Here is a 25611-nt window from a genome sequence, read left to right as displayed (position 1 = left end):
CTGGCACATCCCTGCGTTTAGTCACGCTTCGTCTACACTCAGTATTACGTTTTAAATCAAAGGGAGCTAAAAAATGTTTAATCGAAGCGCAAAAAACGATGACATTGATATCAATCAGGATGTAAACGAACTGGCCGATTCGCTAGAGGCGTTACTTAAATCTTATGGCAGTGAAGCTAAAGATGAGGTTGATAATGCACGCAGCCAGGCGCAGGCGTTGCTGAAACAGACGCGTGCCAAACTGAGCGGCGGACAGAGTCGCGTGTCACAAGCGGCACGTGATGCGGGTACGCAGGTTGATGCCTATGTACATGACAAACCGTGGCACGGCGTTGGTGTGGGTGCTGCGGTCGGTCTGGTGCTCGGCGCGCTGTTGGTGTCTTCTCGCCGATAAGCTTGCCAGTGCAGGTAAATAGCCTCGCCTCGTGCGGGGCTTTTTTGTGGGTGCGATCTGTGCGCGCTTTCCCTCATCCCAACCTTCTCCCGCAAGCGGGAGAAGGGGCCGATCGCGCTCCGTAAATAACTATTGAGTACCACCTAACTATCCCCTCGCCCGCTTGCGGGAGAAAGGGCCGATCGCGCTTCGTAAAAAAACTATTGAGTACCACCTAACTATCCCCTCGCCCGCTTGCGGGAGAAAGGGCCGATCGCGCTTCGTAAAAAAACTATTGAGTACCACCTAACTATCCCCTCGCCCGCTTGCGGGAGAGGGTTAGGGTGAGGGCCCAATCGCACAAAATCCGACCTAATCTCCCACCTCATTCCCTTTACAAAAAATTTTTCCGGCCTGGAAGGCGCATGATCTCTGGACTTAGCGATTATCTGAAGATCAAAATAACAAAACCCTATATCTGGTGGGCTTGACCCTAAAGAGCACTACATCTAGTATCTAACTCATCAACCAGCTACCAAATGTCGTCAAGGACGAAGTTCGATGCAAACCGGATTTTGCTTCGTATCTCGCAATCTGACCGCAATCAAAGGGAAATACGAATCATGCGCATTATTATTTACACCAAAGACAACTGTGTCCAGTGCAATGCGACAAAAAATGCCATGGACCGCAAAGGTATCGATTACCAGCTGATCAACCTTGATACCCAACCTGAAGCTATCGACAACCTCAAATCTCTCGGCTATCGCCAGGTGCCCGTGGTGATGACGCAGGACGATCACTGGAGTGGCTTCCGCCCCGATAAAATCGCCGGTCTGCGCCAGCTCGCGACAGTCGGGGGATAAGGCCATGTTTCCACTGGTGTACTTTTCTAGCCAGTCGGAAAACACGCACCGATTCATTACTCGTCTGGGCCTGCCCGCCCGCCGCATTCCGGTTGACGGCACGCAGCACCTGCATATTGAACAGCCCTATATTTTAGTGGTGCCGAGCTACGGCGGCGGCAGTTCGCGCGGCGCAGTGCCCAGACAAGTGATTCAATTCCTCAATGATGATGCCAACCGACGCGGGATCCGCGGGGTGATTGCTGCCGGTAACCGCAACTTTGGTGAAGGCTATTGCCTGGCGGGCGACATCATTGCGCAGAAATGTCAGGTTCCCTATCTCTACCGCTTTGAGCTAATGGGAACCCCCGACGATATCGCTAATGTAAAAGCGGGAGTGACCCAATTTTGGCAACGACAGACACCCTGAACAGCACGCAGCTGGACTATCACGCGCTCAACGCGATGCTGAACCTGTATGATGCCGATAGCCGCATCCAGTTCAGCAAAGATCACGAAGCCACGCGCCAGTTCTTCCTGCAACATGTGCAGCCCAACACCGTGCAGTTCGCCTCGCCAGGCGAGCGCCTGCGCTATCTGGTGGCCGAAGGCTACTACGAAGCCGACGTGCTGAATCAGTACGCTTTCCATTTCCTGTGCCAGCTGCACGACGAAGCGGACGCAGCGGGTTTCCGTTTTCACACCTTCCTTGGTGCATGGAAGTTTTACACCAGCTACACGCTGAAAACATTCGACGGCAAACGCTATCTGGAAAGTTTTGAACAGCGCGCCTGCATGGTGGCGCTGACGCTGGCTCGTGGCAATGAAAGCTTAGCGCGCGAGTTACTGGCGGAGATGCTTAGCGGCCGCTTCCAGCCCGCTACGCCAACTTTCCTCAACTGCGGTAAACAGCAGCGCGGCGAGCTGGTCTCCTGCTTCCTGCTGCGCATCGAAGACAATATGGAATCGATTGGACGCGCGGTGAATTCCGCGTTGCAGCTGTCCAAACGCGGCGGCGGCGTGGCGTTCTTGCTCTCAAACCTGCGTGAATCCGGTGCGCCGATTAAGCGTATTGAAAACCAATCGTCCGGCGTGATTCCGGTAATGAAAATGCTGGAAGACGCGTTTTCCTACGCTAACCAGCTTGGTGCGCGTCAGGGCGCGGGCGCGGTGTGGCTGAATGCCCACCATCCGGACATTTTCCGCTTCCTCGATACCAAACGCGAAAACGCTGACGAGAAAATTCGTATCAAAACCCTGTCGCTTGGCGTGGTGATCCCGGATATCACTTTCCAGCTGGCGAAAGAGAATCGCGATATGGCGCTGTTCTCGCCGTACGATGTTGAGCGTATTTACGGCAAGGCGTTTGGTGATATCAGCATCAGCGAGCTTTATGACGAAATGCTGGCAGACGATCGCATCACCAAGACGTTCATTAAACCCCGCGATTTCTTCCAGACGCTGGCGGAGATTCAGTTTGAATCGGGCTATCCGTACATCATGTTCGAGGATAGCGTTAACCGCAGCAATCCGATTGCCGGCCGCATCAACATGAGCAACCTGTGTTCCGAAATTTTGCAGGTCAACAGCGCCAGCGAGTTCTATGACGATCTCAGCTATCGCCGCGTCGGCAAGGATATCTCCTGCAACCTCGGCTCGCTCAACATTGCGCATGCCATGGATTCACGTAATCTGGCACAAACCGTGGAAACCGCGGTGCGCGCGCTGACCGCCGTCTCTGAAATGAGTGAAATTAACTCGGTGCCATCGGTAGCGGAAGGTAATCGTCGTTCCCATGCGATTGGCCTTGGTCAGATGAACTTGCACGGTTATCTGGCGCGTGAAGGTATGGCGTACGGTTCAGAAGAAGCGCTGGATTTCACCAATCTCTACTTCTACTGCGTCACCTATTACGCCGTGCGCACCTCGAATCTGCTGGCGCAGGAACAGCAGAAGAGTTTCGATGGTTTCGCCGAGTCGCAATACGCCAATGGCAAATATTTCGATAAGTATGTCGAGCAAGCCTGGCAGCCACGCACCGCGCGTGTGGCACAACTGTTTGCCGATGCCGGGATTGCCCTGCCGACGCAGGCTGATTGGCGAGCGCTGCGCGAAGCGGTAATGCAGCATGGGTTATACAACCAGAACCTGCAGGCGATCCCGCCAACCGGTTCGATCTCGTACATCAACCACGCCACTTCAAGCATTCACCCGATCGTGTCGCGCATTGAGATTCGTAAAGAGGGCAAAACCGGCCGCGTCTATTATCCGGCACCGTTTATGACCAACGACAATCTCGACCTTTATCAGGATGCGTACTCGATTGGTCCGGAAGCGATTATTGATACCTACGCCGAAGCCACGCAGCACGTCGATCAAGGCTTGTCATTAACCCTGTTCTTCCGCGATGACGTGACTACGCGCGATATCAACAAAGCGCAGATTTACGCGTGGAAGAAAGGTATCAAAACGCTCTATTACATTCGTCTGCGCCAGATGGCGCTTCAAGGCACCGAGGTGCAGGGCTGCGTCTCCTGCTCACTGTGATAAAAACTATGCAACTAAAACAAATCCAAGCGATTAACTGGAACCGCATCCAGGATGAGAAAGACCTCGAAGTGTGGAACCGCCTGACCAGCAACTTCTGGCTGCCGGAAAAAGTGCCGCTCTCCAACGATCTGCCAGCCTGGCAGTCGCTGGACCACCAGCAGCAGCAGCTGACCATTCGGGTATTTACCGGCCTGACGCTGCTCGACACCATCCAGAACGTGATCGGCGCACCGGGCCTGATGGAAGACGCTATTACGCCACACGAAGAGGCGGTGCTCTCCAACATCTCCTTTATGGAAGCGGTGCATGCGCGTTCGTACAGCTCGATTTTCTCCACGCTGTGTAATACCGCGGATGTCGATGCGGCCTATCGCTGGAGCGAAGAGAATGAAGCGTTACAGAACAAGGCGAAGATTGTGCTGGAGCACTATCGCGCCGAGGATCCGCTGAAGAAAAAAATCGCCAGCGTGTTCCTTGAATCGTTCCTATTCTACTCCGGTTTCTGGCTACCAATGTATTGGTCGAGCCGTGGCAAGCTGACCAACACCGCCGACCTGATCCGGCTGATCATTCGTGACGAAGCGGTGCACGGCTACTACATCGGTTACAAGTACCAAAAAGCGTTAGAGACCGTCGATGCTGGCCGACGCGAAGAGCTGCAGCAGTTCGCGATTGATTTGCTGCTGGCGCTGTATGAAAACGAAGTGGTGTATACCGAAGCCTTATACGGTGAAGTAGGCTGGGCGGAAGAGGTGAAAACCTTCCTGCACTACAACGCCAATAAAGCGTTGATGAACCTTGGTTATGAAGCGCTGTTCCCGGCGGAGCTGACTGCGGTTAACCCGGCAATTCTCTCTGCGCTGTCGCCAAACGCCGATGAAAACCATGACTTCTTCTCAGGCTCGGGCTCTTCCTATGTTATGGGGAAAGCAGTAGAGACCGAAGACGAAGACTGGAACTTCTAAGCGTATTTATCAAATAACGCTCTGCTCTTGTAGGGTCGCCATTCATGGCGACCAGGATTCCCGGTGCGCATTAATGCGCACCCTACATTGAACTCCTCCATTGATTTATTAATAACGAAAAAACGCCCATATATTCCCGCTCTATTTTCATTCTGCATATCTTTTTTCACGCCATTGACACCATTTCTGTTGCGAAATAGCAATAAATCACACTCTCTTTCATAAAAAATTAATCCACGCTCATCCCTTGTGAGCACTGGCGATTTTAGCTATTCGTGCAGACGCGCGCCGCCAAATATCGCCATTCAGGGTTGTCAGATAATTTCACTATGCTAGGGTATAGGGCGCTTAAATTTAATCAGGACCACAACAAGAAATAGTTAAACATTTAACCGGGAAATTAATTACTGCATGGCAATTAAACTCGAAGTAAAGAATTTATATAAGGTATTTGGGGATAATCCCGAAAAGGCATTTAAGCTGATTGATAAAGGCGAAAGCAAAGAGAGTATTCTGGCGAAAACCGGTCTCTCCGTCGGCGTTAAGAATGCCAGTCTGGCCATTGAAGAAGGCGAGATCTTCGTCATCATGGGGCTCTCAGGTTCTGGGAAGTCCACCATGGTTCGCCTTCTCAATCGTCTGATCGAGCCCACCCGTGGCCAGGTAATTATAGACGGTGTCGATATCGCAAAAATATCGGATGCGGAACTGCGTGACGTCCGCAGAAATAAGATCAGCATGGTATTTCAATCCTTCGCGCTCATGCCACACATGACCGTACTAAATAATGCTGCTTTTGGCATGGAATTAGCCGGTGTACCGTTGCAGGAGCGTCAGGAAAAAGCGCTGGATGCTTTGCGTCAGGTTGGCCTGGATAATTATGCCCATTCGTATCCAGACGAACTTTCTGGTGGCATGCGTCAGCGTGTAGGATTAGCCCGCGCGTTGGCCATTAATCCCGATATTTTACTGATGGATGAAGCCTTCTCGGCACTTGATCCGCTTATTCGTACTGAAATGCAGGATGAGCTGGTAAAACTGCAGGCGAAACATCAGCGTACTATCGTATTTATTTCTCACGACCTTGATGAAGCCATGCGTATTGGCGATCGTATTGCGATTATGCAAGGCGGCGAAGTCGTTCAGGTCGGCACGCCGGATGAAATCCTCAATAATCCTGCCAACGATTATGTGCGCACCTTCTTCCGTGGCGTCGATATTAGCCATGTGTTCAGCGCTAAAGACATTGCCCGTCGCAGCGCTGGTTCCCTGATTCGTAAAGCCGCCGGTTTTGGTCCGCGATCTGCCATCAAGCTGTTGCAGGATGAAGATCGAGAATATGGCTATGTGCTGGAAAAACAGAAGTTTGTCGGCGTGGTTTCTACCGATTCATTGAAAGCTGCCCTGGCGGCCGGTGAAGGGCTGGATAGCGCACTGCTGGAGACGCCGTTAGCGGTTCCTGCCGATACTTCCCTCAACGATCTGCTCTCCCATGTGGCGCAAGCGCCCTGCGCGGTGCCGGTCGTCAGTGAAGAGAATCAGTATGTCGGTATCATTTCGAAAAGCATGCTGTTGCGCGCTTTAGATCGTGAAGGAGCCCAATCATGAGTGAACAAACGTCTAATCCATGGGATAGCGCCAGCCAGACCACGCAGCAACCTGCAACGCCTGATGCCAACGCCGCAGTCAGTAACAGCGATCCCTGGGCGAGCGGCAGTGCCGCCCCCGCTGATAGCGGTTCAGCGAACGGCTCTGCCGATGCGTGGGGCGATCCGGCGGCCGCCAGCAGCGGCGGGCACGACGCTGCCAGTCATGCAGCGAGCAGCAGCAGCGACTGGCTGAGCAGCGCGCCCGCTCCCGCACCTGAGCATTTCAACATCATGGACCCGTTCCATAAAACCTGGATTCCACTCGATAGCTGGGTAACCGAAGGCATCGACTGGGTGGTGAGCCATTTTCGCCCGCTGTTTCAGGGTATTCGCGTGCCGGTGGATTACATTCTCAGCGCGTTCCAGCAGTTGCTGCTCGGTATGCCTGCGCCGGTGGCGATCGTGGTGTTTGCGCTGATCGCCTGGCAGATTGCTAGCCCAGCGATGGGGATTGCGACGCTTGTCTCGCTGATTGCGATTGGTGCGATTGGCGCCTGGTCGCAGGCGATGGTGACATTAGCGCTGGTGCTGACCGCCCTGCTGTTCTGTATCGTGATCGGCTTGCCGCTTGGCATCTGGCTGGCGCGCAGCGAACGTGCCGCGCGCATTATTCGTCCGCTGCTGGATGCGATGCAGACCACGCCGGCGTTCGTCTATTTGGTGCCTATTGTCATGCTGTTCGGTATCGGTAACGTGCCGGGCGTGGTGGTGACCATCATCTTTGCGCTGCCGCCGATTGTGCGACTGACCATTCTCGGCATTAAGCAGGTGCCAGCCGACCTGATTGAAGCAAGTGAATCCTTCGGCGCCAGCCCGCGTCAGATGCTGTTTAAAGTACAGCTGCCGTTGGCGATGCCCACCATCATGGCGGGCGTGAACCAGACGCTAATGCTGGCCTTGTCGATGGTGGTGATCGCCTCGATGATTGCCGTTGGCGGCCTTGGCCAGATGGTACTGCGTGGCATTGGACGTCTCGATATGGGCCTCGCCACCGTGGGCGGCGTGGGCATCGTTATTCTCGCCATTATCCTCGATCGTCTGACGCAGTCGATGGGCCGCGACAGCCGCAGCCGTGGCAGCCGTCATTGGTATAGCACCGGGCCGCTGGGTCTGCTGCTCCGCCCTTTCAGTAAAAAAGCCTGATTTCAATGAGCGATCCGCCGGGATCGCTCGTCTCCGACGTAACACGTAAAATAAGGAATGACTATGCGCAAGACAGCTCTATTCGCCGCCGTCCTGACGACGTTCGCCGCGACGCACGTGTCCGCCGCCGACCTGCCGGGTAAAGGCATTACCGTAAAACCGACTCAGAGCACCATTTCTGAAGAGACCTTTCAGACGCTGCTGGTGAGCCGTGCGCTGGAAAAACTCGGCTATACCGTCGATAAACCCAGCGAGATTGATTACAACGTGGCTTACACCACCATCGCTGCTGGCGATGCCACCTTTATTGCCACCAACTGGCAGCCGCTGCACGATGATATGTATAAAGCGGCGGGCGGCGATGCGAAATTTTATCGTCAGGGCACCTACGTGGGTGGCGCTGCGCAGGGGTATCTGATCGATAAGAAAACCGCTGAGCAGTACCACATCACCAATATCGAGCAGCTAAAAGATCCAAAGATCGCCAAACTATTTGATACCAACGGCGATGGTAAAGCGGATTTGACCGGCTGTACGCCGGGCTGGGGTTGTGAAGCGGTGATTAATCACCAGATCGATGCTTATAAGCTGAGCAACACCGTTGAACATAATCAGGGGAATTATTCGGCGATGATCGCCGATACCATTACTCGCTTTAAGCAGGGTAAACCGGTGTTCTATTACACCTGGACCCCGTATTGGGTCAGCGATGTGCTGAAGCCGGGTAAAGATGTGGTATGGCTGCAGGTGCCGTTCTCCTCTCTGCCAGGCGAGCAGAGCAAAGTGGATACTAAATTGGCCAATGGTGCCAACTACGGTTTCCCGGTGAACACCATGCACATCGTGGCCAACAAAGCCTGGACCGAGAAGAACCCGGCAGCGGCGAAATTGTTTGCAGAGATGAAGCTGCCGATTAGCGATATCAACGCTGAAAACGCAGCGATGCATGCTGGTCACGCTTCTGAAGCCGATATCAACGGCCACGTCGATGGCTGGATTAAAGGTCATCAGGCGGAATTTGATAAGTGGATTCAGGACGCGCTGGCGGCGGCTAAATAACGCATTGAAACGCCGGATTTACATTAGCGTTTGTAGTGTGGCGGCGCGATTTTTCGCGCCGTTTTTTATGAGAAAAAGGCTCCACCAGCCAAAGACTGGATAAACCGTGCCGCTACAAAGCGTCAAACCTTTCTCGTTTACCCTTCTCGATAAGCGAAGCGTGCGCTATAGCGCACTGGTACGTCCTGTTAATTAACCCATCAATGAAATAATTTTTTGGGTTACTATTACCCACAAATGATTATCTCTCTCACTTCCGCGCAATGAACGCTCCTGCTTTGACTATTGAATCTCAGCCTGTGGATAGAACCGGGTTGCGTGGACTTTGTTAAGAACATGTTAATCAAGCCGTTGATTTACCTGCATTCCCTTGGCAGAAAAAGTGTTTAGAAATCGTAAAGATGGGCACTATCTGATGAGCGATACTGTTCATTAATGATTGGGTTTGTTATGGTTAGCAGAGCAGTTATTCACCAGAGTTATTTTTTCGCGCGAAATTATTTATCTGCAAAAAGGTTTCCCGAAACGAATTGATGACATCATCCGTCTTAATATCCGGCGGTATGTCAGGGCCAGATGCCCAGGGTTAAGGAATAACCTGGAATGTCAGATGTTGACAATGTGATCGTGCGAACAATCACGCACGGAAAATATGACTACGCTTTATCTGTCACCATCATTACTATACCAGTTGCAACTAAGAGGTTTTTTTAAAAATGGAAAGTTCGTTTACTCCCATTGAACAGATGCTAAACATCCGTGCTAACCGCCATAAAGATTTTCCGCTGCAGGAGATCATTCTGACCCGCTTGTGTATGCATATGCAGGGTAAACTGCTGGATAATCGCAACAAAATGTTGAAGGCGCAGGGAATTAACGAAACCTTATTCATGGCGCTGATTACCCTTGATGCGCAGGAAAATCAGAGCATTCAGCCATCAGAACTCAGTTCTGCATTAGGCTCCTCCCGTACCAACGCCACACGTATCGCCGATGAGCTGGAGAAGCGTGGCTGGATTGAACGCCGTGAAAGCGAGAACGATCGTCGCTGCCTGCACCTGCACCTGACCGAAAAAGGCAATGAGTTCCTGCGTCAGCTGCTGCCACCACAGCATCAGAGTCTGCAATATCTGTGGTCTTCGCTCTCGACTAACGAGCAGGATCAGCTGGAAACCATCACCCGTAAGTTACTTAACCGTCTGGATAAAATGGACGAAGATCAGGTTATCGCCTCTCTGTCGCGCTAATAGCAAGAAGTGCGACACAATCACCTTCCGAAATCGCTATTTTAATCCCCTTTTATCCGGCCAGCGCTTCAGCGCTGGCTTTTTCGACTCGGGCATCCGTGTTGAAGGATCAATGCATCCCGACTAAATGGCAACCTGGAGAACAACATGAGTGCGACAGCGGAAGCTCAAAGCCCGCAACAGCCAGCAAATAAAAAGAAGAAGCGCAAAGGTGTGCTGATCCTGCTGGCTATCGTGTTTGTAATTATTGGTATTTCGTATCTGGCTTACTGGTATTTGGTGCTGCGTCACTTCCAGGAAACCGATGATGCCTATGTGGCGGGTAACCAGGTGCAGGTGATGGCACAGGTTTCTGGCAGCGTAAATAAAGTTTGGTTTGATAATACTGACATGGTCAAAAAAGGTGACGTGTTGGTTTCGCTGGATAAAACCGATGCGCAGCAGGCGTTTGAAAAAGCGCAGACCGCATTGGCCACCAGTGTGCGTCAAACCCATCAGCTGATGATCAATGGCAAGCAATATCAAGCCACCATCAAGCTGCAGCAAACCGCGCTGGATCAGGCCGAAGCTGACCTGAAACGCCGCGAGCCGTTGGGTGCATCAAACCTGATTGGTCGCGAAGAGCTGCAACACTCGCGTGATGCTGTCGCCACGGCGAAAGCACAGCTGGATGTTGCGGTGCAGCAATATAACGCCAATCAGGCGATGATCCTGAATACTTCGCTGGAAAATCAGCCTGCGGTACAACAAAGTGCGGCTGAGCTGCGTGATGCCTGGCTGGCGCTGCAGCGCACCGACATCCGTAGCCCAATCGATGGCTTTATATCACGTCGTAGCGTGCAGGTTGGCTCGCAGATCTCTTCTACTACTCCGCTGCTGGCGGTAGTTCCGGCCACCAATCTGTGGGTGGATGCCAACTTTAAAGAGACGCAGCTTTCTGGCGTACGTATTGGACAATCGGCCACGGTAATCAGCGATATCTACGGCGATGACGTGGAGTATCACGGTAAAGTGGTGGGGCTTGATATGGGTACCGGTAGCGCCTTCTCTCTGCTGCCGGCGCAAAACGCCACGGGTAACTGGATCAAAGTGGTTCAGCGTCTGCCGGTACGTATTGAGCTGGATGCACAACAAGTTGCCGAGCATCCCCTGCGTATTGGTCTCTCTACGCTGGTGAAAGTGGATACGCAGAACAAAGACGGCGCTACGCTGGCAAGTGTTGTACGCCCACAAGCTGCTTATGAAAGTAATGCTTTGGCAATCGACCTTGCGCCGGTTAACCAGCTGATTACTGACATCGTTCGTGCCAACGCTGACTAACGCCGCGGGAGGCTGGTATGGCACAAAAACCGCTTGAAGGTGCGCCGTTAGTCCTGATGACCATCGCCCTGTCGCTGGCGACGTTTATGCAGGTACTCGACTCCACCATCGCTAACGTGGCGATTCCAACTATCGCCGGTAATCTCGGTGCCTCGAACTCACAAGGCACGTGGGTGATTACCTCTTTCGGGGTGGCGAATGCCATCTCGATTCCTATTACCGGCTGGCTGGCGAAACGCATCGGTGAAGTGAAGCTGTTTACCTGGGCAACCATCCTGTTTGTGCTCGCGTCCTGGGCCTGTGGCATGTCCGAAAGCCTGGAAATGCTGATCTTCTTCCGCGTCATTCAGGGCGTGGTGGCCGGTCCGTTGATTCCGCTGTCGCAGAGTTTGTTGCTCAATAACTATCCCCCGGCGAAACGCAGCGTAGCGCTGTCGCTGTGGGCGATGACGGTGATTGTGGCACCGATCTGTGGCCCGATTCTCGGCGGCTGGATTAGCGACAACTATCACTGGGGCTGGATCTTCTTCATCAACGTGCCGATTGGTGTGGTCGTGGTGTTACTGACGCTGCAAACGCTGCGCGGACGTGAAACCAAAACCGAAATCCGCCCGATCGATATGATTGGTCTGGTGCTGCTGGTGGTGGGCATTGGCTCGCTGCAGGTGATGCTCGACCGCGGGAAAGAGCTCGACTGGTTTAGCTCCAGCGAAATCATTGTGCTAACGGTGGTAGCCGTGGTGGCGCTACTGGTGTTGCTGGTGTGGGAGCTCACCGACGATCACCCAATAGTCGATTTGTCGTTGTTCAAGATGCGCAATTTCACCATTGGCTGCTTATCGATAAGCCTGGCGTATATGCTCTACTTCGGCTCAATCGTCTTGCTGCCGCAGCTGTTGCAGGAGGTATATGGCTACACCGCCACCTGGGCCGGATTGGCGTCGGCGCCGGTTGGCATTCTGCCAGTCATCCTGTCGCCGATCATTGGTCGTTTCGCACATAAGCTGGATATGCGAAAGCTGGTGACCTTTAGCTTTATTATGTACGCCGTGTGCTTCTATTGGCGCGCCTACACGTTTGAACCGGGGATGGATTTTGGTGCATCGGCGTGGCCGCAGTTTATTCAGGGCTTCGCAGTGGCGTGCTTCTTTATGCCGCTGACCACCATTACGCTTTCGGGCTTACCGCCGGAACGTATGGCTGCAGCATCGAGCCTGTCGAACTTCGTGCGTACACTGGCGGGTTCTATCGGGACCTCGATTACCACCACCATGTGGAGCAATCGTGAATCAATGCACCACAGCTATTTGTCGGAGTCGGTGAATCCGTTCAACGTCAATTCACAGCAGATGTATGACCAGCTGGAAAGTTTGGGGATGACCCAACAGCAGGCATCGGCGTATATCGCACAGCAGATTACCAATCAGGGACTGATTATTTCGGCGAATGAGATCTTCTGGGCATCGGCGGGCGTATTTTTGATCTTGCTGGTGCTGGTGTGGTTTGCGCGCCCACCCTTTGGTGCCGGCGGCGGCGGCGGTGGTGCTCACTAAGCGATACAACAAAAACGGGCCTTGCGGCCCGTTTTTTTATGCGTTCTGACGCCACCATTCGGCGAGCAGAATACCGGTTGCCACTGAGACGTTAAGGCTTTCAACGTTGCCAGTGCCGCCAATTGACAGGCTGAGATCACCCTGCTGGAACGCGCTGTCCGACAGACCTTCGCTCTCCTGACCTAACACCAGCACCATTTTGGCCGGCAGCTCCGCTTTTGCCAGCGGTGTGCCTTCATGACTGGAGGTGGTGACGATGGTATAACCTGCTTTACGGAAAGCTTCCAGGCCCTCAGCGAAGCTTTCGCCGCTGATCGCCTGTACGTGCTCAGCACCACCTTCGGCGGTACGTACTGCCGCACCCGACTCCAGCAGCGAAGCATCGTTAACCAGCAATCCTTTCACACCGAAGTGCGCGCAGCTACGCATAATACCGCCGAGGTTGTGCGGGTTACTGACATCTTCCAGCGCCAGCACGCAATCTTTGGTCGGTGCCTTGGTCAGCCACTCGCTAACCGGCATGCCCATACGCTTCTTAATAATGAAGCACACGCCGCCGTGGTGTTCGGTACCGGATGCTTTGGTCAGTTCGGCATCGTCTACCACGTGGTAGGCTTTGCGGTTAGCCGCCAGCCAGCGCAGGGTTTCGCGGAAGCGCGGCGTCACGCTCTGGATAAACCAGGCGCGCACGATGCTTTCAGGGCGGCTCAGGAACAGTGCCTGGCAGGCATTTTCACCGTAAACGCGCGTCTCTTCCTGACGTTGGCGGCGAATCTGCTCGGGATCGATTACCGGCTTATTGCTGGCTGCATCATCCAGCTGGCTGTCATCCGCAACCGGTGGACGCGAAACGGTGCGCCACGGTGAATCACCGAAACTGCGGTTGTCACTGCCACGATCGTCACGCTGACCAAAGCTACGGCCGCGTTCACTGTTGCGTGCGTCGCGCGGGGCAGAACCACGTCCGCCGGCTTCGCTGCGTGCGCCGCTACGGCCACTCTCTTCATTACCACGTGCGCTGCGAGGACCAGAACGACGATTATCTTCCTGGCGCGCAGCAGGACGGCCGCCTTTGCCGGTACGGGGATTAGGCTTTTGACCACCCTCCTCATCACGTACATACATCACTTTTACCTTGCCGCTTTTGCCTTTAAATTCGTCGTTCATCTGTTCCTCCAGCATTGAGAGCGCGAAGATTACCTGATGTGTCGGTGCTTAGCTATCAACTATTGAACCTATTGGGCAATCCAGATTGAGCATAGCACTCAACCTTTTCATAATGTCCGGCAATCATCAGATTTACAGGTCCGGGTTGAGGTAAATATGAATACAGTCTGTGCCTCCTGTCAGGCAACTAATCGCGTGCCCGAGTCGCGCATTGCCGATGGAGCAAAATGTGGGCGTTGCGGCGGTGAGCTGTTTAACGGTGAAGTTGCCAACGCGACATCCGCCACGCTGGATAAATATCTGCAGGACGATCTGCCGGTAGTGATCGACTTCTGGGCACCGTGGTGCGGCCCGTGCGTAAACTTTGCGCCAGTGTTTAAAGATGTCGCCGACGAGCGGCGCGGCAAAGTGCGTTTTGTGAAGGTAAACACGGAAGCTGAACCAGCGTTAAGCTCGCGGTTCCGCATTCGCAGCATTCCGACCATTATGCTATTTAAGAACGGTGAGATGGTCGACATGCTGAATGGTGCTATGCCGAAAGCGCCGTTCAATGAGTGGCTCGACGAATCGCTGTAAAGCACTAAGGGCCAGCCGCGCGCTGGCCTTCCTTATTACCTTTCCCTGTTAATTCCATTACACTGACGTTTTTTCCAGCCTGCGAATTTATGTCTGAAAATGCCGTCCTGCGCTTACGCGCGCAACGTTTAGCGCGCGCTACGCGCCCGTTTCTGGCGCGCGGTAATCGCGTGCTGCGCTGCCAACGCTGTTTGCTACCGCAGAAAAATTGTCTGTGCGCGACCATCCAGCCACAGCCAGCGCGTAGCCGCTTTTGTCTGGTGATGTTTGATACCGAGCCAATGAAGCCCAGCAATACCGGCAGGCTGATTGCTGATGTGCTGCCGGATACGCAGGCGTTCGGTTGGTCGCGCACCGAGCCAGATCCTCAGCTGCTGGCCGCAGTTAAAAGCGAACATTATCAGCCGCTGGTGGTGTTTCCCGCGTCGTACGCTGATGCCGATCGTGACGTGTTAACCCGCCCGCCTCTGACCGGCAAACCGCCGCTGTTTATCCTGCTCGATGGCACCTGGACCGAAGCGCGTAAGATGTTCCGTAAAAGTCCGTGGCTCGATGCATTCCCGGTGATGTCGCTGAACGTGACCACGCCATCGCGCTATACGCTGCGTGAAGCGCACGGCGTGGGTCAACATTGCACCGCAGAAGTTGCCGCTGCGCTACTGGAGCAGGCCGGCGATCTTGCCGCCGCTGCGGAACTACATCACTATTTCGAACGCTTCCGTCACGCTTATCTGGCGGGCAAGCCGCACCATCCCGTGCATAGCCTCGAAAATGTCCTTTAGGGATTTGCAGCTTTTGTAACCAGCCAGTTTGATTTATAGTCGCGCATCGCCACGGAGTTGGCCTTATATGCAAAGGATGCACGATGAAAACTTTCTGGCTGCTAATGCTGCTGCTCACCGGCTGCAGCACCGCCCCACAACCCGACCGCGCTTTTCCGCCGCAGCTGCAATCTGCCAGCACCCGCCCAACCGCACTGATTTCAAGCAGCGCTTTGATGCCCGGTGATTTGTTGCTCTCATCCGCCACGTCACCACAATCGTGGGGAATTCGCCTGTTTACTCTGACTGGCGTAAGCCATGCAGCGATTTATCTTGGCGATGAACAGGTCGCGGAAGCGGTTGGCAGCGGCGTTAAAATTATTCCGCTAAATCATGCTATTGATGAAAGCAATAGTCTGCTGGTGCTGCGCGTACCCGGCATGACCAGCGAGCAGATGCTGCGCTTACGGGAGTTTGCCGATTTACAGCAAGGCAAAAAATACAACTTCAAGGGCATCGTAATGTTTATGCCGTTTATGGTGTCACGCCGTCTGTGTGAACTGCCACTCGTCAATGAAGAGGTTCGCAGTGCCTGCCTTACCGCAATGGCCCGCGTACAGTTAGCTGATGTTGACGATCCTCAAGCCAATCGCTTCTTCTGCTCCGAATTTGTATTGGCGGGCTATCGTCATGCGGGTATTGAACTGTTGCAGGGGCAGGCCAATTGGGTCAGCCCGGCAGATTTACTGCATTTACGTGCCGGCGATGTCTCTGCATGGCGGGCGCAGCAGAATATGCAGTATGTCGGCCATTTAAAACGCTGGAATCTAAAAGAGATCCTCGGCCTGCGATCGGCGAATCAGCAAGCGCATTAAAAAGCGTTTACAATCATGCCAATCTTGATAGCAGGAGCGGATGATGAGCCAACGCGGACTGGAAGCGCTGTTACGACCTAAATCAATTGCGGTAGTCGGTGCCTCGATTACCCCGGGGCGCGCCGGCTACTTTATGATGCGTAATCTGCTGGCCGGCGGGTTTAGTGGTCCGGTGTTGCCCGTGACGCCGAAATATAAAGCAGTGAGCGGCGTGCTGGCCTGGCCTGATATCGCCAGCCTGCCCTTCGCGCCCGATCTCGCCATCATCTGCACCCACGCCAAACGTAATCTCGAACTACTGCAACAGTTGGGTGAAAAAGGCTGCAAGGCGTGCATTATTCTTTCAGCACCGGCCAGTCAATTGGAAGAACTGAAAGCCTATGCCAGCCAATGGCAAATCCGCCTGCTCGGCCCGAATAGCTTAGGTTTGCTGGCGCCATGGCAAGGGCTAAATGCTAGCTTCTCACCGGTGCCGATTGCAAAAGGACGTATTGCCTTTATTTCACAATCGGCCGCGGTCTCTAATACCATCCTGGATTGGGCGCAGCAACGAAACCTCGGTTTCTCGTGGTTTATCGCACTGGGTGACAGCCTGGATATCGACGTCGATGACCTGTTAGATTTCCTCGCGCGCGACGGTAAAACCAGCGCCATTTTGCTCTATCTCGAACATCTGAGCGACGCGCGCCGCTTTGTTTCCGCCTCACGCAGCGCCTCACGCAATAAACCCATTCTGGTGATAAAAAGTGGCCGTAGCCATCAGGCGCAGGCAATGATCGGCACCCGTAGCGGATTGGATGCGGCCTGGGATGCGGCGATTCAACGCGCTGGTTTACTACGCGTGCAGGATACGCACGAACTCTTTACGGCGGTAGAGTCGCTCAGCCATATGCGCCCATTACGCGGCGATCGGCTGATGATTCTCAGCAACGGCGCAGCACCGGCTGCGCTGGCGCTCGATGAGCTGTATGCGCGCAACGGCAAGCTGGCGACGCTGAATGAAGAGACATTACAGGCGCTGGCGGCGCTGCTGCCGGAAGGTGTCGGTCGCGGTAATCCGCTCGACTTAAAAGATGATGCAACACCGGCACGTTATGTGGCCTGCATTGAACGGCTGCTGGATAGCCATGAACTTGATGCGCTGATGATCATTCATGCGCCAAGTGCCGTATCGCCTTCCAGCGAAACCGCCGAGCAGATTATCGCTGCGGTTGCCAAACATCCGCGTGGCAAACAGGTCACGCTACTGACTAACTGGTGCGGCGAATACTCCTCACAGGCTGCGCGGCGCGCCTTTACGCAAGCTGGCATTCCCACCTGGCGTACGCCGGAAGGAACCATCACCGCGTTCATGCATCAGGTGGAATATCGCCGTAACCAAAAGCAACTGCGCGAGACGCCCGCACTGCCGCTCGGTTTAACCCAGAACAGCAAGCAGGCGCATCAGCTGATTCAACAGGCGCTGGATCAGGGTATTACCACGCTTGATACCCATGAAGTGCAGCCGGTGTTGCAGGCTTATGGATTAGCTACCTTGCCAACCTGGATTGCCAGTGACAGTGCTGCCGCTGGCAAAATCGCCGAACAGATTGGTTATCCGGTCGCGCTGAAACTGCGTTCGCCAGATATTCCCCATAAGTCTGAAGTACAAGGTGTCATGTTGTATCTGCGCAGCGCCGCGGAAGTGGAACAAGCGGCCGAAGCGATTTTCGATCGCGTGCGCGAAACCCATCCACAAGCACACGTTGATGGCCTGCTAGTACAGAGCATGGCGAATCGCGCTGGAGCGCAGGAATTGCGCGTGGTGGTAGAGCAAGATCCGCTGTTCGGCCCCATTATCCTGCTGGGTGAAGGCGGCGTAGAGTGGCAGCCAGATAAACAAGCCGCGGTTGCTTTACCACCGCTGAATATGACGCTGGCGCGCTATCTGGTGATTCAAGCGATGAAGAGTGGCAAGGTGCGCAGTCGTAGCGCGCTGAGGCCGTTGGATATCACCGGGCTTAGCCAGCTGTTAGTGCAGGTTTCAAACCTGATAGTCGATTGCCCCGAGATTCAACGCCTGGATATTCATCCGCTGCTGGCATCGGCGAATGAATTCACGCTTCTGGATGTGACTTTGCAGCTGGCGCCTTTTAGCGGCGATAACGAAACACGCCTGGCGATCCGCCCTTATCCCCATCATCTGGAAGAGCAGGTGCAGCTAAAAGATGGCCAACATTGTTTGTTCCGTCCCATTCTGCCAGAAGATGAGCCGCAGCTACGTGCCTTCATCGCTCAAGTAACCAAAGAAGATCTCTACTATCGCTACTTCAGCGAAATCAATGAGTTCACTCATGAAGACTTGGCAAATATGACGCAAATCGATTATGACCGTGAGATGGCGATTGTTGCAGTACGTCAGCACAATGGCGCCGACGAGATTATCGGTGTCACGCGCGCCATTTCTGATGCTGACAATATCGACGCAGAGTTCTCCGTTTTGGTCCGCTCCGATTTGAAAGGGTTAGGCATGGGGCGGCGTCTGTTGGAAAAGATGATCCGCTATACACGCGATCATGGCCTGCAACAATTGAACGGTATCACCATGCCGCACAATACCGGCATGATTACGTTGGCGAGAAAACTTAATTTTCGTGTGAATATTCAACTGGATGACGGCATTGTTAGCCTGAATTTGCCGCTTAGCGACGCCATCGGCTAACCTGTAGAGAAAGGTAAAAATCCTCCTTAACAGGCCGGTTGATGGTATTATTTAACGTTAGGATCATGATTTGATGGCAAAAGGCCATGCAATGAACAAAGAAGAAGTGCACTGTGATGTTGTCTAAATTTAAACGTAATAAACACCAACAACACCTCGCACAGCTGCCTAAACTGTCACAATCCGTGTCGGATCTGACCACGCTTTATTCGCCTGCCGAGTTTCGTGAAACCTTGCTGACGAAAATTGCCGCGGCAGAAAAGCGTATCTGCATTACGGCGCTGTATCTGGAAAATGATGACGGTGGCCGGGGAATCATGCAGGCGCTATACGCGGCGCGTCAGGCAAAACCAGAGCTGGATGTCTGCATTCTGGTTGATTGGCATCGTGCCCAGCGTGGACGCATAGGTGCCGCGCGTAGTGTAACCAATGCCGATTGGTATTGTGAAATGGCTGCGCAGCATCCTGATATCGCGATTCCCGTTTACGGTATTCCGGTAAACACGCGTGAAGCGCTTGGCGTGTTACATCTGAAAGGTTTTATCATTGATGATACGTTGCTTTATAGCGGCGCAAGCCTGAACGATGTCTATCTGCATCAGCATGATAAATATCGTTATGATCGTTACCAGCTGATCCGCAATCCGCAGCTGACCGATACGATGTATGCATGGATCTGTGAGAATCTTAAAGAGTCTGAGGCGGTCAATCGCCTCGATCAAAGCGAGCGCCCTTCAAGTCCTGAAATTAAGAATGAAACACGTCAGTTCCGCCAGGAGCTGCGCAGCTTTAACTATCAGTTCACGGGCAATGCGGATAATGAATCACTTACCGTAACGCCGCTGGTTGGCTTGGGTAAACGCAGCCTGCTGAACAAAACCATTTTCCATTTGATGCCGTGCGCGGAGCATAAGCTGACGCTATGCACGCCTTATTTCAACCTGCCAGCCATTCTGGTGCGCAATCTGATTCATTTACTGCGTCAGGGTAAAGAAGTGGAGATTATCATCGGTGACAAAACCGCTAATGACTTCTACATTCCGCCAGAACAGCCCTTCAAGATTATTGGGGCGTTACCCTATCTTTATGAGATCAATCTACGTCGCTTCCTGAGCCGCCTCCAGTATTACGTGAATAATGGCCAGCTGACCGTGCGCTTGTGGAAAGATGGTGAAAACAGTTATCACCTAAAAGGTATCTGGGTTGATGACGAATGGATGATGATTACCGGCAACAACCTCAATCCGCGTGCATGGCGACTTGACCTGGAAAACGCGGTGTTAATTCACGATCCTCTCAATGAATTAGCGGAGCAGCGTGAAAAAGAACTGGCGCTGATTCGCCAGCACACATCGGTAGTGCAGCATTTCCGCGAACTGGAGAGCATCTCTGATTATCCGGCTAAGGTACGCAAACTGATTCGCCGCCTGCGCCGTATTCGTATTGACCGTTTGATTAGCCGTCTGCTTTAACCGATGCGTGCGCTCATCCTCTGCGTAGTTTTGCTGTGTAGTGGATGTGCGCATGTGGCCCAGGATAACTGGACGGGCAAAGATAAAGCGGAACACTTCTTTTCTTCCGCCGCTCTGGCTGCAGCAGGCAGTGAAATCTCTCAGCATCAACATCAAGGTCGCGGGCAAAATTTGCGCTTCGGCTTTCTATTTTCCCTTAGCTTTGGTGTCGGTAAAGAGTGGTATGACAGCCGCTCATCGGGGAGCGGCTGGAGTTGGAAAGATCTAAGCTGGGACGTCGCTGGCGCTGCCAGCGGTATTGCGTTATGGAATCTTAGCCAGTAATTACAGCGCAATCCCCTTCCCTTTACGGTGAAGCATCAGCGAGACCAGGAATGCCAATGCCCCCATTGCCGATACATACCAGAAGAAACTGGTTTCGATGCCTTCTCTCTTCAGCAGTAACGCCACATACTCCGCCGAACCGCCAAATATCGCATTCGCAACCGCATATGACAGTCCGACACCCAGCGCTCGCACTTCTGGTGGGAACATTTCTGCTTTTAAAATGCCGCTGATCGCGGTGTAGAAACTGGTGATGATGAGTGCCAGCATGATTAATGCAAATGCTAGCCAACTGCTCTGCACATTTTGCAACAGCATGAGAACGGGAACAGTACAAATTGCTGCACCAGCGCCGAAGATCATCATAGAGGCGCGACGCCCGATTTTGTCTGACAGTGCGCCAATAATCGGTTGAATCAGCATAAAGACCAATAAAGCACCGGTCATTAACCCACTGGCGCTGCGCGCATCCATGCCTGCAGTATTTACCAGGTATTTTTGCATGTATGTAGTGAAGGTATAAAAACTCAGCGAACCGCCGGCGGTAAAGCCCAGTACCATGATAAAAGCACGAGAGTGATTGCGCAGCAGCCCTATAATGCTGCCAGCATCAGAGTGTTCACGGTTTTTTTTCTCAGAAGTTTCATTGAGAGAGCGACGCAGCCACAAAGCAACAATAGCCAATGCCGCTCCCAGGAAGAAGGGGATGCGCCAGCCCCAACTCCGCAACGCTTCATCACTTAGAATTTGCTGTAAAACGACCACGGTCAGTACAGCCAGTAATTGACCACCAATTAACGTCACATATTGAAACGAAGCATAGAAACCTTTGCGCCCCTCAAGTGCTACTTCGCTCATATAAGTCGCGCTGGTGCCATATTCCCCACCGACAGACAGTCCCTGAAACATACGCGCCAACAACAAAATAACGGGTGCAGCTAATCCTATTTCGCCATAACCCGGTAGGCAGGCAATCACTAACGATCCCAAACACATCATGCATACCGAGATCAACATGGATGTTTTTCGTCCATGCCGGTCGGCAATATAGCCAAACAACCAGCCGCCAATCGGCCTCATGAGAAATCCTGCGGCAAAAACGCCTGCGGTTTGCAGTAGCTGCGTTGTGGTATCGCCACTTGGGAAGAAGATATGGGCAAAATAGAGTGAGAAGAAGGAGTAAACGTAGAAATCGAACCATTCGACTAAATTACCCGAAGATGCGCCAACGATCGCCCAGATGCGTTGTTTACTGACGGCTGCTGTTTCCGGCTGTGCCACTTTTTGTTGTAGGGAGTCTGTCATACTTACCTCATTTCCTTGCGAAGAATTAACGCCAAAGGATTGAGTAAAGCATCTATTCGCTATTTGCGGGAATTGGCTGTAATCCTGGATTACAAATTGTGACAAGAGGGGAATTTTGGAATGTAATTTACGCCTTTTTCATGCGAATTCAGCGTACTGCTTCATTGCATCTTTGCAAAAAAACGTAAAAAAGCCCCGAACTTCCGTTCGGGGCTTTTTCACTTATTTAATGCCTGGCAGTTCCCTACTCTCGCATGGGGAGACCCCACACTACCATCGGCGCTACGGCGTTTCACTTCTGAGTTCGGCATGGGGTCAGGTGGGACCACCGCGCTAAAGCCGCCAGGCAAATTCTGTTTCGTTCACGAAGCCCTGTCAGGCACCGCAAACCAATCCATAAACAAGCTGAAAATCTCTGGTCTCTCACACCAAAACGCCTCTGGCGTTGTAAGGTTAAGCCTCACGGGTCATTAGTACCGGTTAGCTCAACGCATCGCTGCGCTTACACACCCGGCCTATCAACGTCGTAGTCTTCAACGTCCCTTCAGGACTCTCAAGGAGTCAGGGAGAACTCATCTCGGGGCAAGTTTCGTGCTTAGATGCTTTCAGCACTTATCTTTTCCGCACTTAGCTACCGGGCAGTGCCATTGGCATGACAACCCGAACACCAGTGGTGCGTTCACTCCGGTCCTCTCGTACTAGGAGCAACCCCCCTCAATTCTCCAGCGCCCACGGCAGATAGGGACCGAACTGTCTCACGACGTTCTAAACCCAGCTCGCGTACCACTTTAAACGGCGAACAGCCGTACCCTTGGGACCTACTTCAGCCCCAGGATGTGATGAGCCGACATCGAGGTGCCAAACACCGCCGTCGATATGAACTCTTGGGCGGTATCAGCCTGTTATCCCCGGAGTACCTTTTATCCGTTGAGCGATGGCCCTTCCATTCAGAACCACCGGATCACTATGACCTGCTTTCGCACCTGCTCGAGCCGTCACTCTCGCAGTCAAGCTGGCTTATGCCATTGCACTAACCTCCTGATGTCCGACCAGGATTAGCCAACCTTCGTGCTCCTCCGTTACTCTTTGGGAGGAGACCGCCCCAGTCAAACTACCCACCAGACACTGTCCGCAGCCCGGATTACGGGCCTACGTTAGAACATCAAACATTAAAGGGTGGTATTTCAAGGTTGGCTCCACGCAGACTGGCGTCCACGCTTCAAAGCCTCCCACCTATCCTACACATCAAGGCTCAATGTTCAGTGTCAAGCTATAGTAAAGGTTCACGGGGTCTTTCCGTCTTGCCGCGGGTACACTGCATCTTCACAGCGATTTCAATTTCACTGAGTCTCGGGTGGAGACAGCCTGGCCATCATTACGCCATTCGTGCAGGTCGGAACTTACCCGACAAGGAATTTCGCTACCTTAGGACCGTTATAGTTACGGCCGCCGTTTACCGGGGCTTCGATCAAGAGCTTCTCCTTGCGGATAACCCCATCAATTAACCTTCCGGCACCGGGCAGGCGTCACACCGTATACGTCCACTTTCGTGTTTGCACAGTGCTGTGTTTTTAATAAACAGTTGCAGCCAGCTGGTATCTTCGACTGGCTTCAGCTCCGGGAGCAAGTCCCTTCACCTACGCGCCAGCGTGCCTTCTCCCGAAGTTACGGCACCATTTTGCCTAGTTCCTTCACCCGAGTTCTCTCAAGCGCCTTGGTATTCTCTACCTGACCACCTGTGTCGGTTTGGGGTACGATTTCGTGTTACCTGGAGCTTAGAGGCTTTTCCTGGAAGCAGGGCATCAGTTACTTCACCACCGTGGTGGCTCGTCGTCACGCCTCAGCCTTAAGACACCCCGGATTTACCAAAGGTGTCAGCCTACACGCTTAAACCGGGACAACCGTCGCCCGGATAACCTAGCCTTCTCCGTCCCCCCTTCGCAGTAACACCAAGTGCAGGAATATTAACCTGCTTCCCATCGACTACGCTTTTCAGCCTCGCCTTAGGGGTCGACTCACCCTGCTCCGATTAACGTTGAACAGGAACCCTTGGTCTTCCGGCGAGCGGGCTTTTCACCCGCTTTATCGTTACTTATGTCAGCATTCGCACTTCTGATACCTCCAGCAACCCTCACAGGCCACCTTCAACGGCTTACAGAACGCTCCCCTACCCAACAACGCATACGCGTCGCTGCCGCAGCTTCGGTGCATGGTTTAGCCCCGTTACATCTTCCGCGCAGGCCGACTCGACCAGTGAGCTATTACGCTTTCTTTAAATGATGGCTGCTTCTAAGCCAACATCCTGGCTGTCTGTGCCTTCCCACATCGTTTCCCACTTAACCATGACTTTGGGACCTTAGCTGGCGGTCTGGGTTGTTTCCCTCTTCACGACGGACGTTAGCACCCGCCGTGTGTCTCCCGTGATAACATTCTCCGGTATTCGCAGTTTGCATCGGGTTGGTAAGCCGGGATGGCCCCCTAGCCGAAACAGTGCTCTACCCCCGGAGATGAGTTCACGAGGCGCTACCTAAATAGCTTTCGGGGAGAACCAGCTATCTCCCGGTTTGATTGGCCTTTCACCCCCAGCCACAAGTCATCCGCTAATTTTTCAACATTAGTCGGTTCGGTCCTCCAGTTAGTGTTACCCAACCTTCAACCTGCCCATGGCTAGATCACCGGGTTTCGGGTCTATACCCTGCAACTTAACGCCCAGTTAAGACTCGGTTTCCCTGCGGCTCCCCTATACGGTTAACCTTGCTACAGAATATAAGTCGCTGACCCATTATACAAAAGGTACGCAGTCACCCCATAAATGAGGCTCCCACTGCTTGTACGTACACGGTTTCAGGTTCTGTTTCACTCCCCTCGCCGGGGTTCTTTTCGCCTTTCCCTCACGGTACTGGTTCACTATCGGTCAGTCAGGAGTATTTAGCCTTGGAGGATGGTCCCCCCATATTCAGACAGGATACCACGTGTCCCGCCCTACTCTTCGAACTCACAGAATGTGCACTTTCGTGTACGGGACTATCACCCGGTGTCGTGCGACTTTCCAGACGCTTCCACTAATGCACAAACTGATTCAGGTTCTGGGCTGCTCCCCGTTCGCTCGCCGCTACTGGGGGAATCTCGGTTGATTTCTTTTCCTCCGGGTACTTAGATGTTTCAGTTCCCCGGGTTCGCCTCGCAACACTATGTATTCATGTTGCGATGATGCACTGGGTGCACCGGGTTTCCCCATTCGGACATCGTCGGCTGTAGCGGTTCATATCACCTTACCGACGCTTTACGCAGATTAGCACGTCCTTCATCGCCTCTGACTGCCAGGGCATCCACCGTGTACGCTTAGTCGCTTAACCTCACAACCCACAGGCGTTTTGCAACGCTTGGGACTGCAGGCATTGAGAGACTCGAACATGTTGTTATTCATTCCTTATTACGGAGAAATGAACCAACACGTCGTTTCAATTTTCAGCTTGTTCCGGATTGTTAAAGAGCATAATACTTCGCAGCACACCGTTTCCGGTTTGCTCTGAAGTATTGTTTTGAGTCACTGTAATGGTGGAGCTAAGCGGGATCGAACCGCTGACCTCCTGCGTGCAAGGCAGGCGCTCTCCCAGCTGAGCTATAGCCCCATACAGTTACTGCAGAGACCGCTACTACCACTCACCAGGAGTCCCGTTTTCACAAACGGTAATTTCTTTTCAGGCAAGGCAAAGTGTCGCGACG

General features: G+C 53.2%; 19 protein-coding genes, 1 tRNA gene and 2 rRNA genes. 17 read left to right on the top strand and 5 right to left on the bottom strand.

What is annotated here, in order from left to right:
* The first annotated feature begins 73 nt into the window (after window positions 1-73).
* From CRO19_RS13855 to emrB, 11 genes are all read left to right on the top strand, one after another.
* Window positions 74-394: a DUF883 family protein gene (locus CRO19_RS13855; protein WP_097096338.1), complete on the top strand. Its 321-nt coding sequence runs from the start codon at window positions 74-76 to the stop codon at window positions 392-394.
* A gap of 602 nt (window positions 395-996) precedes the next feature.
* A complete protein-coding gene (gene nrdH, locus CRO19_RS13850; RefSeq protein ID WP_097096337.1) occupies window positions 997-1239 on the top strand; it encodes a glutaredoxin-like protein NrdH in 243 nt (80 codons plus the stop codon).
* Between the two features lie 4 nt (window positions 1240-1243).
* On the top strand, window positions 1244-1648 hold the full coding sequence (gene nrdI / locus CRO19_RS13845) for a class Ib ribonucleoside-diphosphate reductase assembly flavoprotein NrdI (RefSeq protein WP_097096336.1): 405 nt from the start codon (window positions 1244-1246) through the stop codon (window positions 1646-1648).
* Window positions 1627-3765: a class 1b ribonucleoside-diphosphate reductase subunit alpha gene (nrdE, locus tag CRO19_RS13840; protein WP_097096335.1), complete on the top strand. Its 2139-nt coding sequence runs from the start codon at window positions 1627-1629 to the stop codon at window positions 3763-3765. The genes nrdI and nrdE overlap by 22 nt, the downstream gene beginning before the upstream one ends.
* Before the next feature lie 8 nt (window positions 3766-3773).
* Window positions 3774-4733, top strand: coding sequence for a class 1b ribonucleoside-diphosphate reductase subunit beta (nrdF, locus tag CRO19_RS13835; RefSeq protein ID WP_097097661.1), 960 nt, complete (start codon window positions 3774-3776; stop codon window positions 4731-4733).
* A gap of 411 nt (window positions 4734-5144) precedes the next feature.
* Complete coding sequence (gene proV / locus CRO19_RS13830) at window positions 5145-6341, top strand: glycine betaine/L-proline ABC transporter ATP-binding protein ProV (protein WP_097096334.1); 1197 nt, start codon at window positions 5145-5147, stop codon at window positions 6339-6341.
* A complete protein-coding gene (gene proW, locus CRO19_RS13825; protein WP_097096333.1) occupies window positions 6338-7525 on the top strand; it encodes a glycine betaine/L-proline ABC transporter permease ProW in 1188 nt (395 codons plus the stop codon). Before proV ends, proW begins: the two co-directional genes overlap by 4 nt.
* A gap of 57 nt (window positions 7526-7582) precedes the next feature.
* Complete coding sequence (gene proX, locus CRO19_RS13820) at window positions 7583-8584, top strand: glycine betaine/L-proline ABC transporter substrate-binding protein ProX (RefSeq protein ID WP_370659793.1); 1002 nt, start codon at window positions 7583-7585, stop codon at window positions 8582-8584.
* A gap of 716 nt (window positions 8585-9300) precedes the next feature.
* Window positions 9301-9831 (top strand): transcriptional repressor MprA, encoded by a 531-nt coding sequence (gene mprA, locus CRO19_RS13815; protein WP_007886395.1) that lies wholly within the window; start codon window positions 9301-9303, stop codon window positions 9829-9831.
* A 147-nt stretch (window positions 9832-9978) separates the two neighbouring features.
* Window positions 9979-11151, top strand: a complete 1173-nt coding sequence (gene emrA, locus CRO19_RS13810) for a multidrug efflux MFS transporter periplasmic adaptor subunit EmrA (RefSeq protein ID WP_097096331.1) — start codon at window positions 9979-9981, stop codon at window positions 11149-11151.
* A gap of 17 nt (window positions 11152-11168) precedes the next feature.
* Window positions 11169-12704 (top strand): multidrug efflux MFS transporter permease subunit EmrB, encoded by a 1536-nt coding sequence (gene emrB / locus CRO19_RS13805; protein ID WP_097096330.1) that lies wholly within the window; start codon window positions 11169-11171, stop codon window positions 12702-12704.
* A gap of 36 nt (window positions 12705-12740) precedes the next feature.
* On the opposite strand, the gene CRO19_RS13800 is transcribed toward emrB, so the two are convergent.
* Window positions 12741-13871 carry a tRNA/rRNA methyltransferase gene (locus tag CRO19_RS13800; RefSeq protein WP_097096329.1) on the bottom strand — a complete coding sequence of 377 codons (1131 nt, stop codon included), beginning with the start codon at window positions 13869-13871 and terminating at the stop codon, window positions 12741-12743.
* 156 nt (window positions 13872-14027) lie between these two features.
* Here CRO19_RS13800 and trxC point away from each other — a divergent pair, with 156 nt between their 5' ends.
* The 6 genes from trxC (at window position 14028) to CRO19_RS13770 (ending at window position 20580) form a co-directional block, all read left to right on the top strand.
* Window positions 14028-14447 carry a thioredoxin TrxC gene (trxC, locus tag CRO19_RS13795; RefSeq protein ID WP_007886387.1) on the top strand — a complete coding sequence of 140 codons (420 nt, stop codon included), beginning with the start codon at window positions 14028-14030 and terminating at the stop codon, window positions 14445-14447.
* Window positions 14448-14536: 89 nt separating this feature from the next.
* Window positions 14537-15229 carry a tRNA-uridine aminocarboxypropyltransferase gene (locus CRO19_RS13790; protein WP_097096328.1) on the top strand — a complete coding sequence of 231 codons (693 nt, stop codon included), beginning with the start codon at window positions 14537-14539 and terminating at the stop codon, window positions 15227-15229.
* Window positions 15230-15312: 83 nt separating this feature from the next.
* The gene (locus CRO19_RS13785; protein WP_097096327.1) at window positions 15313-16083 is read left to right on the top strand and encodes a YaeF family permuted papain-like enzyme; all 771 of its coding nucleotides are present in this window, start codon (window positions 15313-15315) and stop codon (window positions 16081-16083) included.
* Between the two features lie 43 nt (window positions 16084-16126).
* A complete protein-coding gene (locus CRO19_RS13780) occupies window positions 16127-18784 on the top strand; it encodes a bifunctional acetate--CoA ligase family protein/GNAT family N-acetyltransferase (protein ID WP_097096326.1) in 2658 nt (885 codons plus the stop codon).
* 116 nt (window positions 18785-18900) lie between these two features.
* Window positions 18901-20256 carry a CDP-diacylglycerol--serine O-phosphatidyltransferase gene (gene pssA / locus CRO19_RS13775; RefSeq protein WP_097096325.1) on the top strand — a complete coding sequence of 452 codons (1356 nt, stop codon included), beginning with the start codon at window positions 18901-18903 and terminating at the stop codon, window positions 20254-20256.
* Window positions 20257-20259: 3 nt separating this feature from the next.
* The gene (locus CRO19_RS13770; protein ID WP_097096324.1) at window positions 20260-20580 is read left to right on the top strand and encodes a YfiM family lipoprotein; all 321 of its coding nucleotides are present in this window, start codon (window positions 20260-20262) and stop codon (window positions 20578-20580) included.
* Here CRO19_RS13770 and CRO19_RS13765 read toward each other — a convergent pair whose 3' ends face one another.
* The 4 genes from CRO19_RS13765 to CRO19_RS13750 form a co-directional block, all read right to left on the bottom strand.
* Window positions 20581-21885 carry an MFS family transporter gene (locus CRO19_RS13765; protein ID WP_097096323.1) on the bottom strand — a complete coding sequence of 435 codons (1305 nt, stop codon included), beginning with the start codon at window positions 21883-21885 and terminating at the stop codon, window positions 20581-20583.
* A gap of 231 nt (window positions 21886-22116) precedes the next feature.
* Window positions 22117-22232, bottom strand: a 5S ribosomal RNA gene (gene rrf, locus CRO19_RS13760).
* Between the two features lie 102 nt (window positions 22233-22334).
* Window positions 22335-25241 (bottom strand): 23S ribosomal RNA (locus CRO19_RS13755).
* 200 nt (window positions 25242-25441) lie between these two features.
* Window positions 25442-25517 (bottom strand) — tRNA-Ala (locus tag CRO19_RS13750).
* Between the last annotated feature and the right edge of the window lie 94 nt (window positions 25518-25611).

This window comes from Candidatus Pantoea floridensis, from assembly GCF_900215435.1.
Taxonomy (GTDB): domain Bacteria; phylum Pseudomonadota; class Gammaproteobacteria; order Enterobacterales; family Enterobacteriaceae; genus Pantoea; species Pantoea floridensis.
Note: the sequence above shows the minus strand (reverse complement) of the source record. Positions and strands in the feature narration are given on the sequence as shown.

What these genes read in the sequence shown, in the direction of transcription:
- trxC (WP_007886387.1), top strand. Translation starts at nt 14,028, where the DNA reads ATGAATACAGTCTGTGCCTCCTGTCAGGCAACTAATCGCGTGCCCGAG.
- CRO19_RS13765 (WP_097096323.1), bottom strand. Translation starts at nt 21,885, where the DNA reads ATGACAGACTCCCTACAACAAAAAGTGGCACAGCCGGAAACAGCAGCC.
- proW (WP_097096333.1), top strand. Translation starts at nt 6,338, where the DNA reads ATGAGTGAACAAACGTCTAATCCATGGGATAGCGCCAGCCAGACCACG.
- nrdH (WP_097096337.1), top strand. Translation starts at nt 997, where the DNA reads ATGCGCATTATTATTTACACCAAAGACAACTGTGTCCAGTGCAATGCG.
- CRO19_RS13785 (WP_097096327.1), top strand. Translation starts at nt 15,313, where the DNA reads ATGAAAACTTTCTGGCTGCTAATGCTGCTGCTCACCGGCTGCAGCACC.
- mprA (WP_007886395.1), top strand. Translation starts at nt 9,301, where the DNA reads ATGGAAAGTTCGTTTACTCCCATTGAACAGATGCTAAACATCCGTGCT.
- nrdI (WP_097096336.1), top strand. Translation starts at nt 1,244, where the DNA reads ATGTTTCCACTGGTGTACTTTTCTAGCCAGTCGGAAAACACGCACCGA.
- emrA (WP_097096331.1), top strand. Translation starts at nt 9,979, where the DNA reads ATGAGTGCGACAGCGGAAGCTCAAAGCCCGCAACAGCCAGCAAATAAA.
- proX (WP_370659793.1), top strand. Translation starts at nt 7,583, where the DNA reads ATGACTATGCGCAAGACAGCTCTATTCGCCGCCGTCCTGACGACGTTC.
- nrdF (WP_097097661.1), top strand. Translation starts at nt 3,774, where the DNA reads ATGCAACTAAAACAAATCCAAGCGATTAACTGGAACCGCATCCAGGAT.
- CRO19_RS13790 (WP_097096328.1), top strand. Translation starts at nt 14,537, where the DNA reads ATGTCTGAAAATGCCGTCCTGCGCTTACGCGCGCAACGTTTAGCGCGC.
- CRO19_RS13780 (WP_097096326.1), top strand. Translation starts at nt 16,127, where the DNA reads ATGAGCCAACGCGGACTGGAAGCGCTGTTACGACCTAAATCAATTGCG.
- emrB (WP_097096330.1), top strand. Translation starts at nt 11,169, where the DNA reads ATGGCACAAAAACCGCTTGAAGGTGCGCCGTTAGTCCTGATGACCATC.
- CRO19_RS13855 (WP_097096338.1), top strand. Translation starts at nt 74, where the DNA reads ATGTTTAATCGAAGCGCAAAAAACGATGACATTGATATCAATCAGGAT.
- CRO19_RS13770 (WP_097096324.1), top strand. Translation starts at nt 20,260, where the DNA reads ATGCGTGCGCTCATCCTCTGCGTAGTTTTGCTGTGTAGTGGATGTGCG.
- pssA (WP_097096325.1), top strand. Translation starts at nt 18,901, where the DNA reads ATGTTGTCTAAATTTAAACGTAATAAACACCAACAACACCTCGCACAG.
- CRO19_RS13800 (WP_097096329.1), bottom strand. Translation starts at nt 13,871, where the DNA reads ATGAACGACGAATTTAAAGGCAAAAGCGGCAAGGTAAAAGTGATGTAT.
- proV (WP_097096334.1), top strand. Translation starts at nt 5,145, where the DNA reads ATGGCAATTAAACTCGAAGTAAAGAATTTATATAAGGTATTTGGGGAT.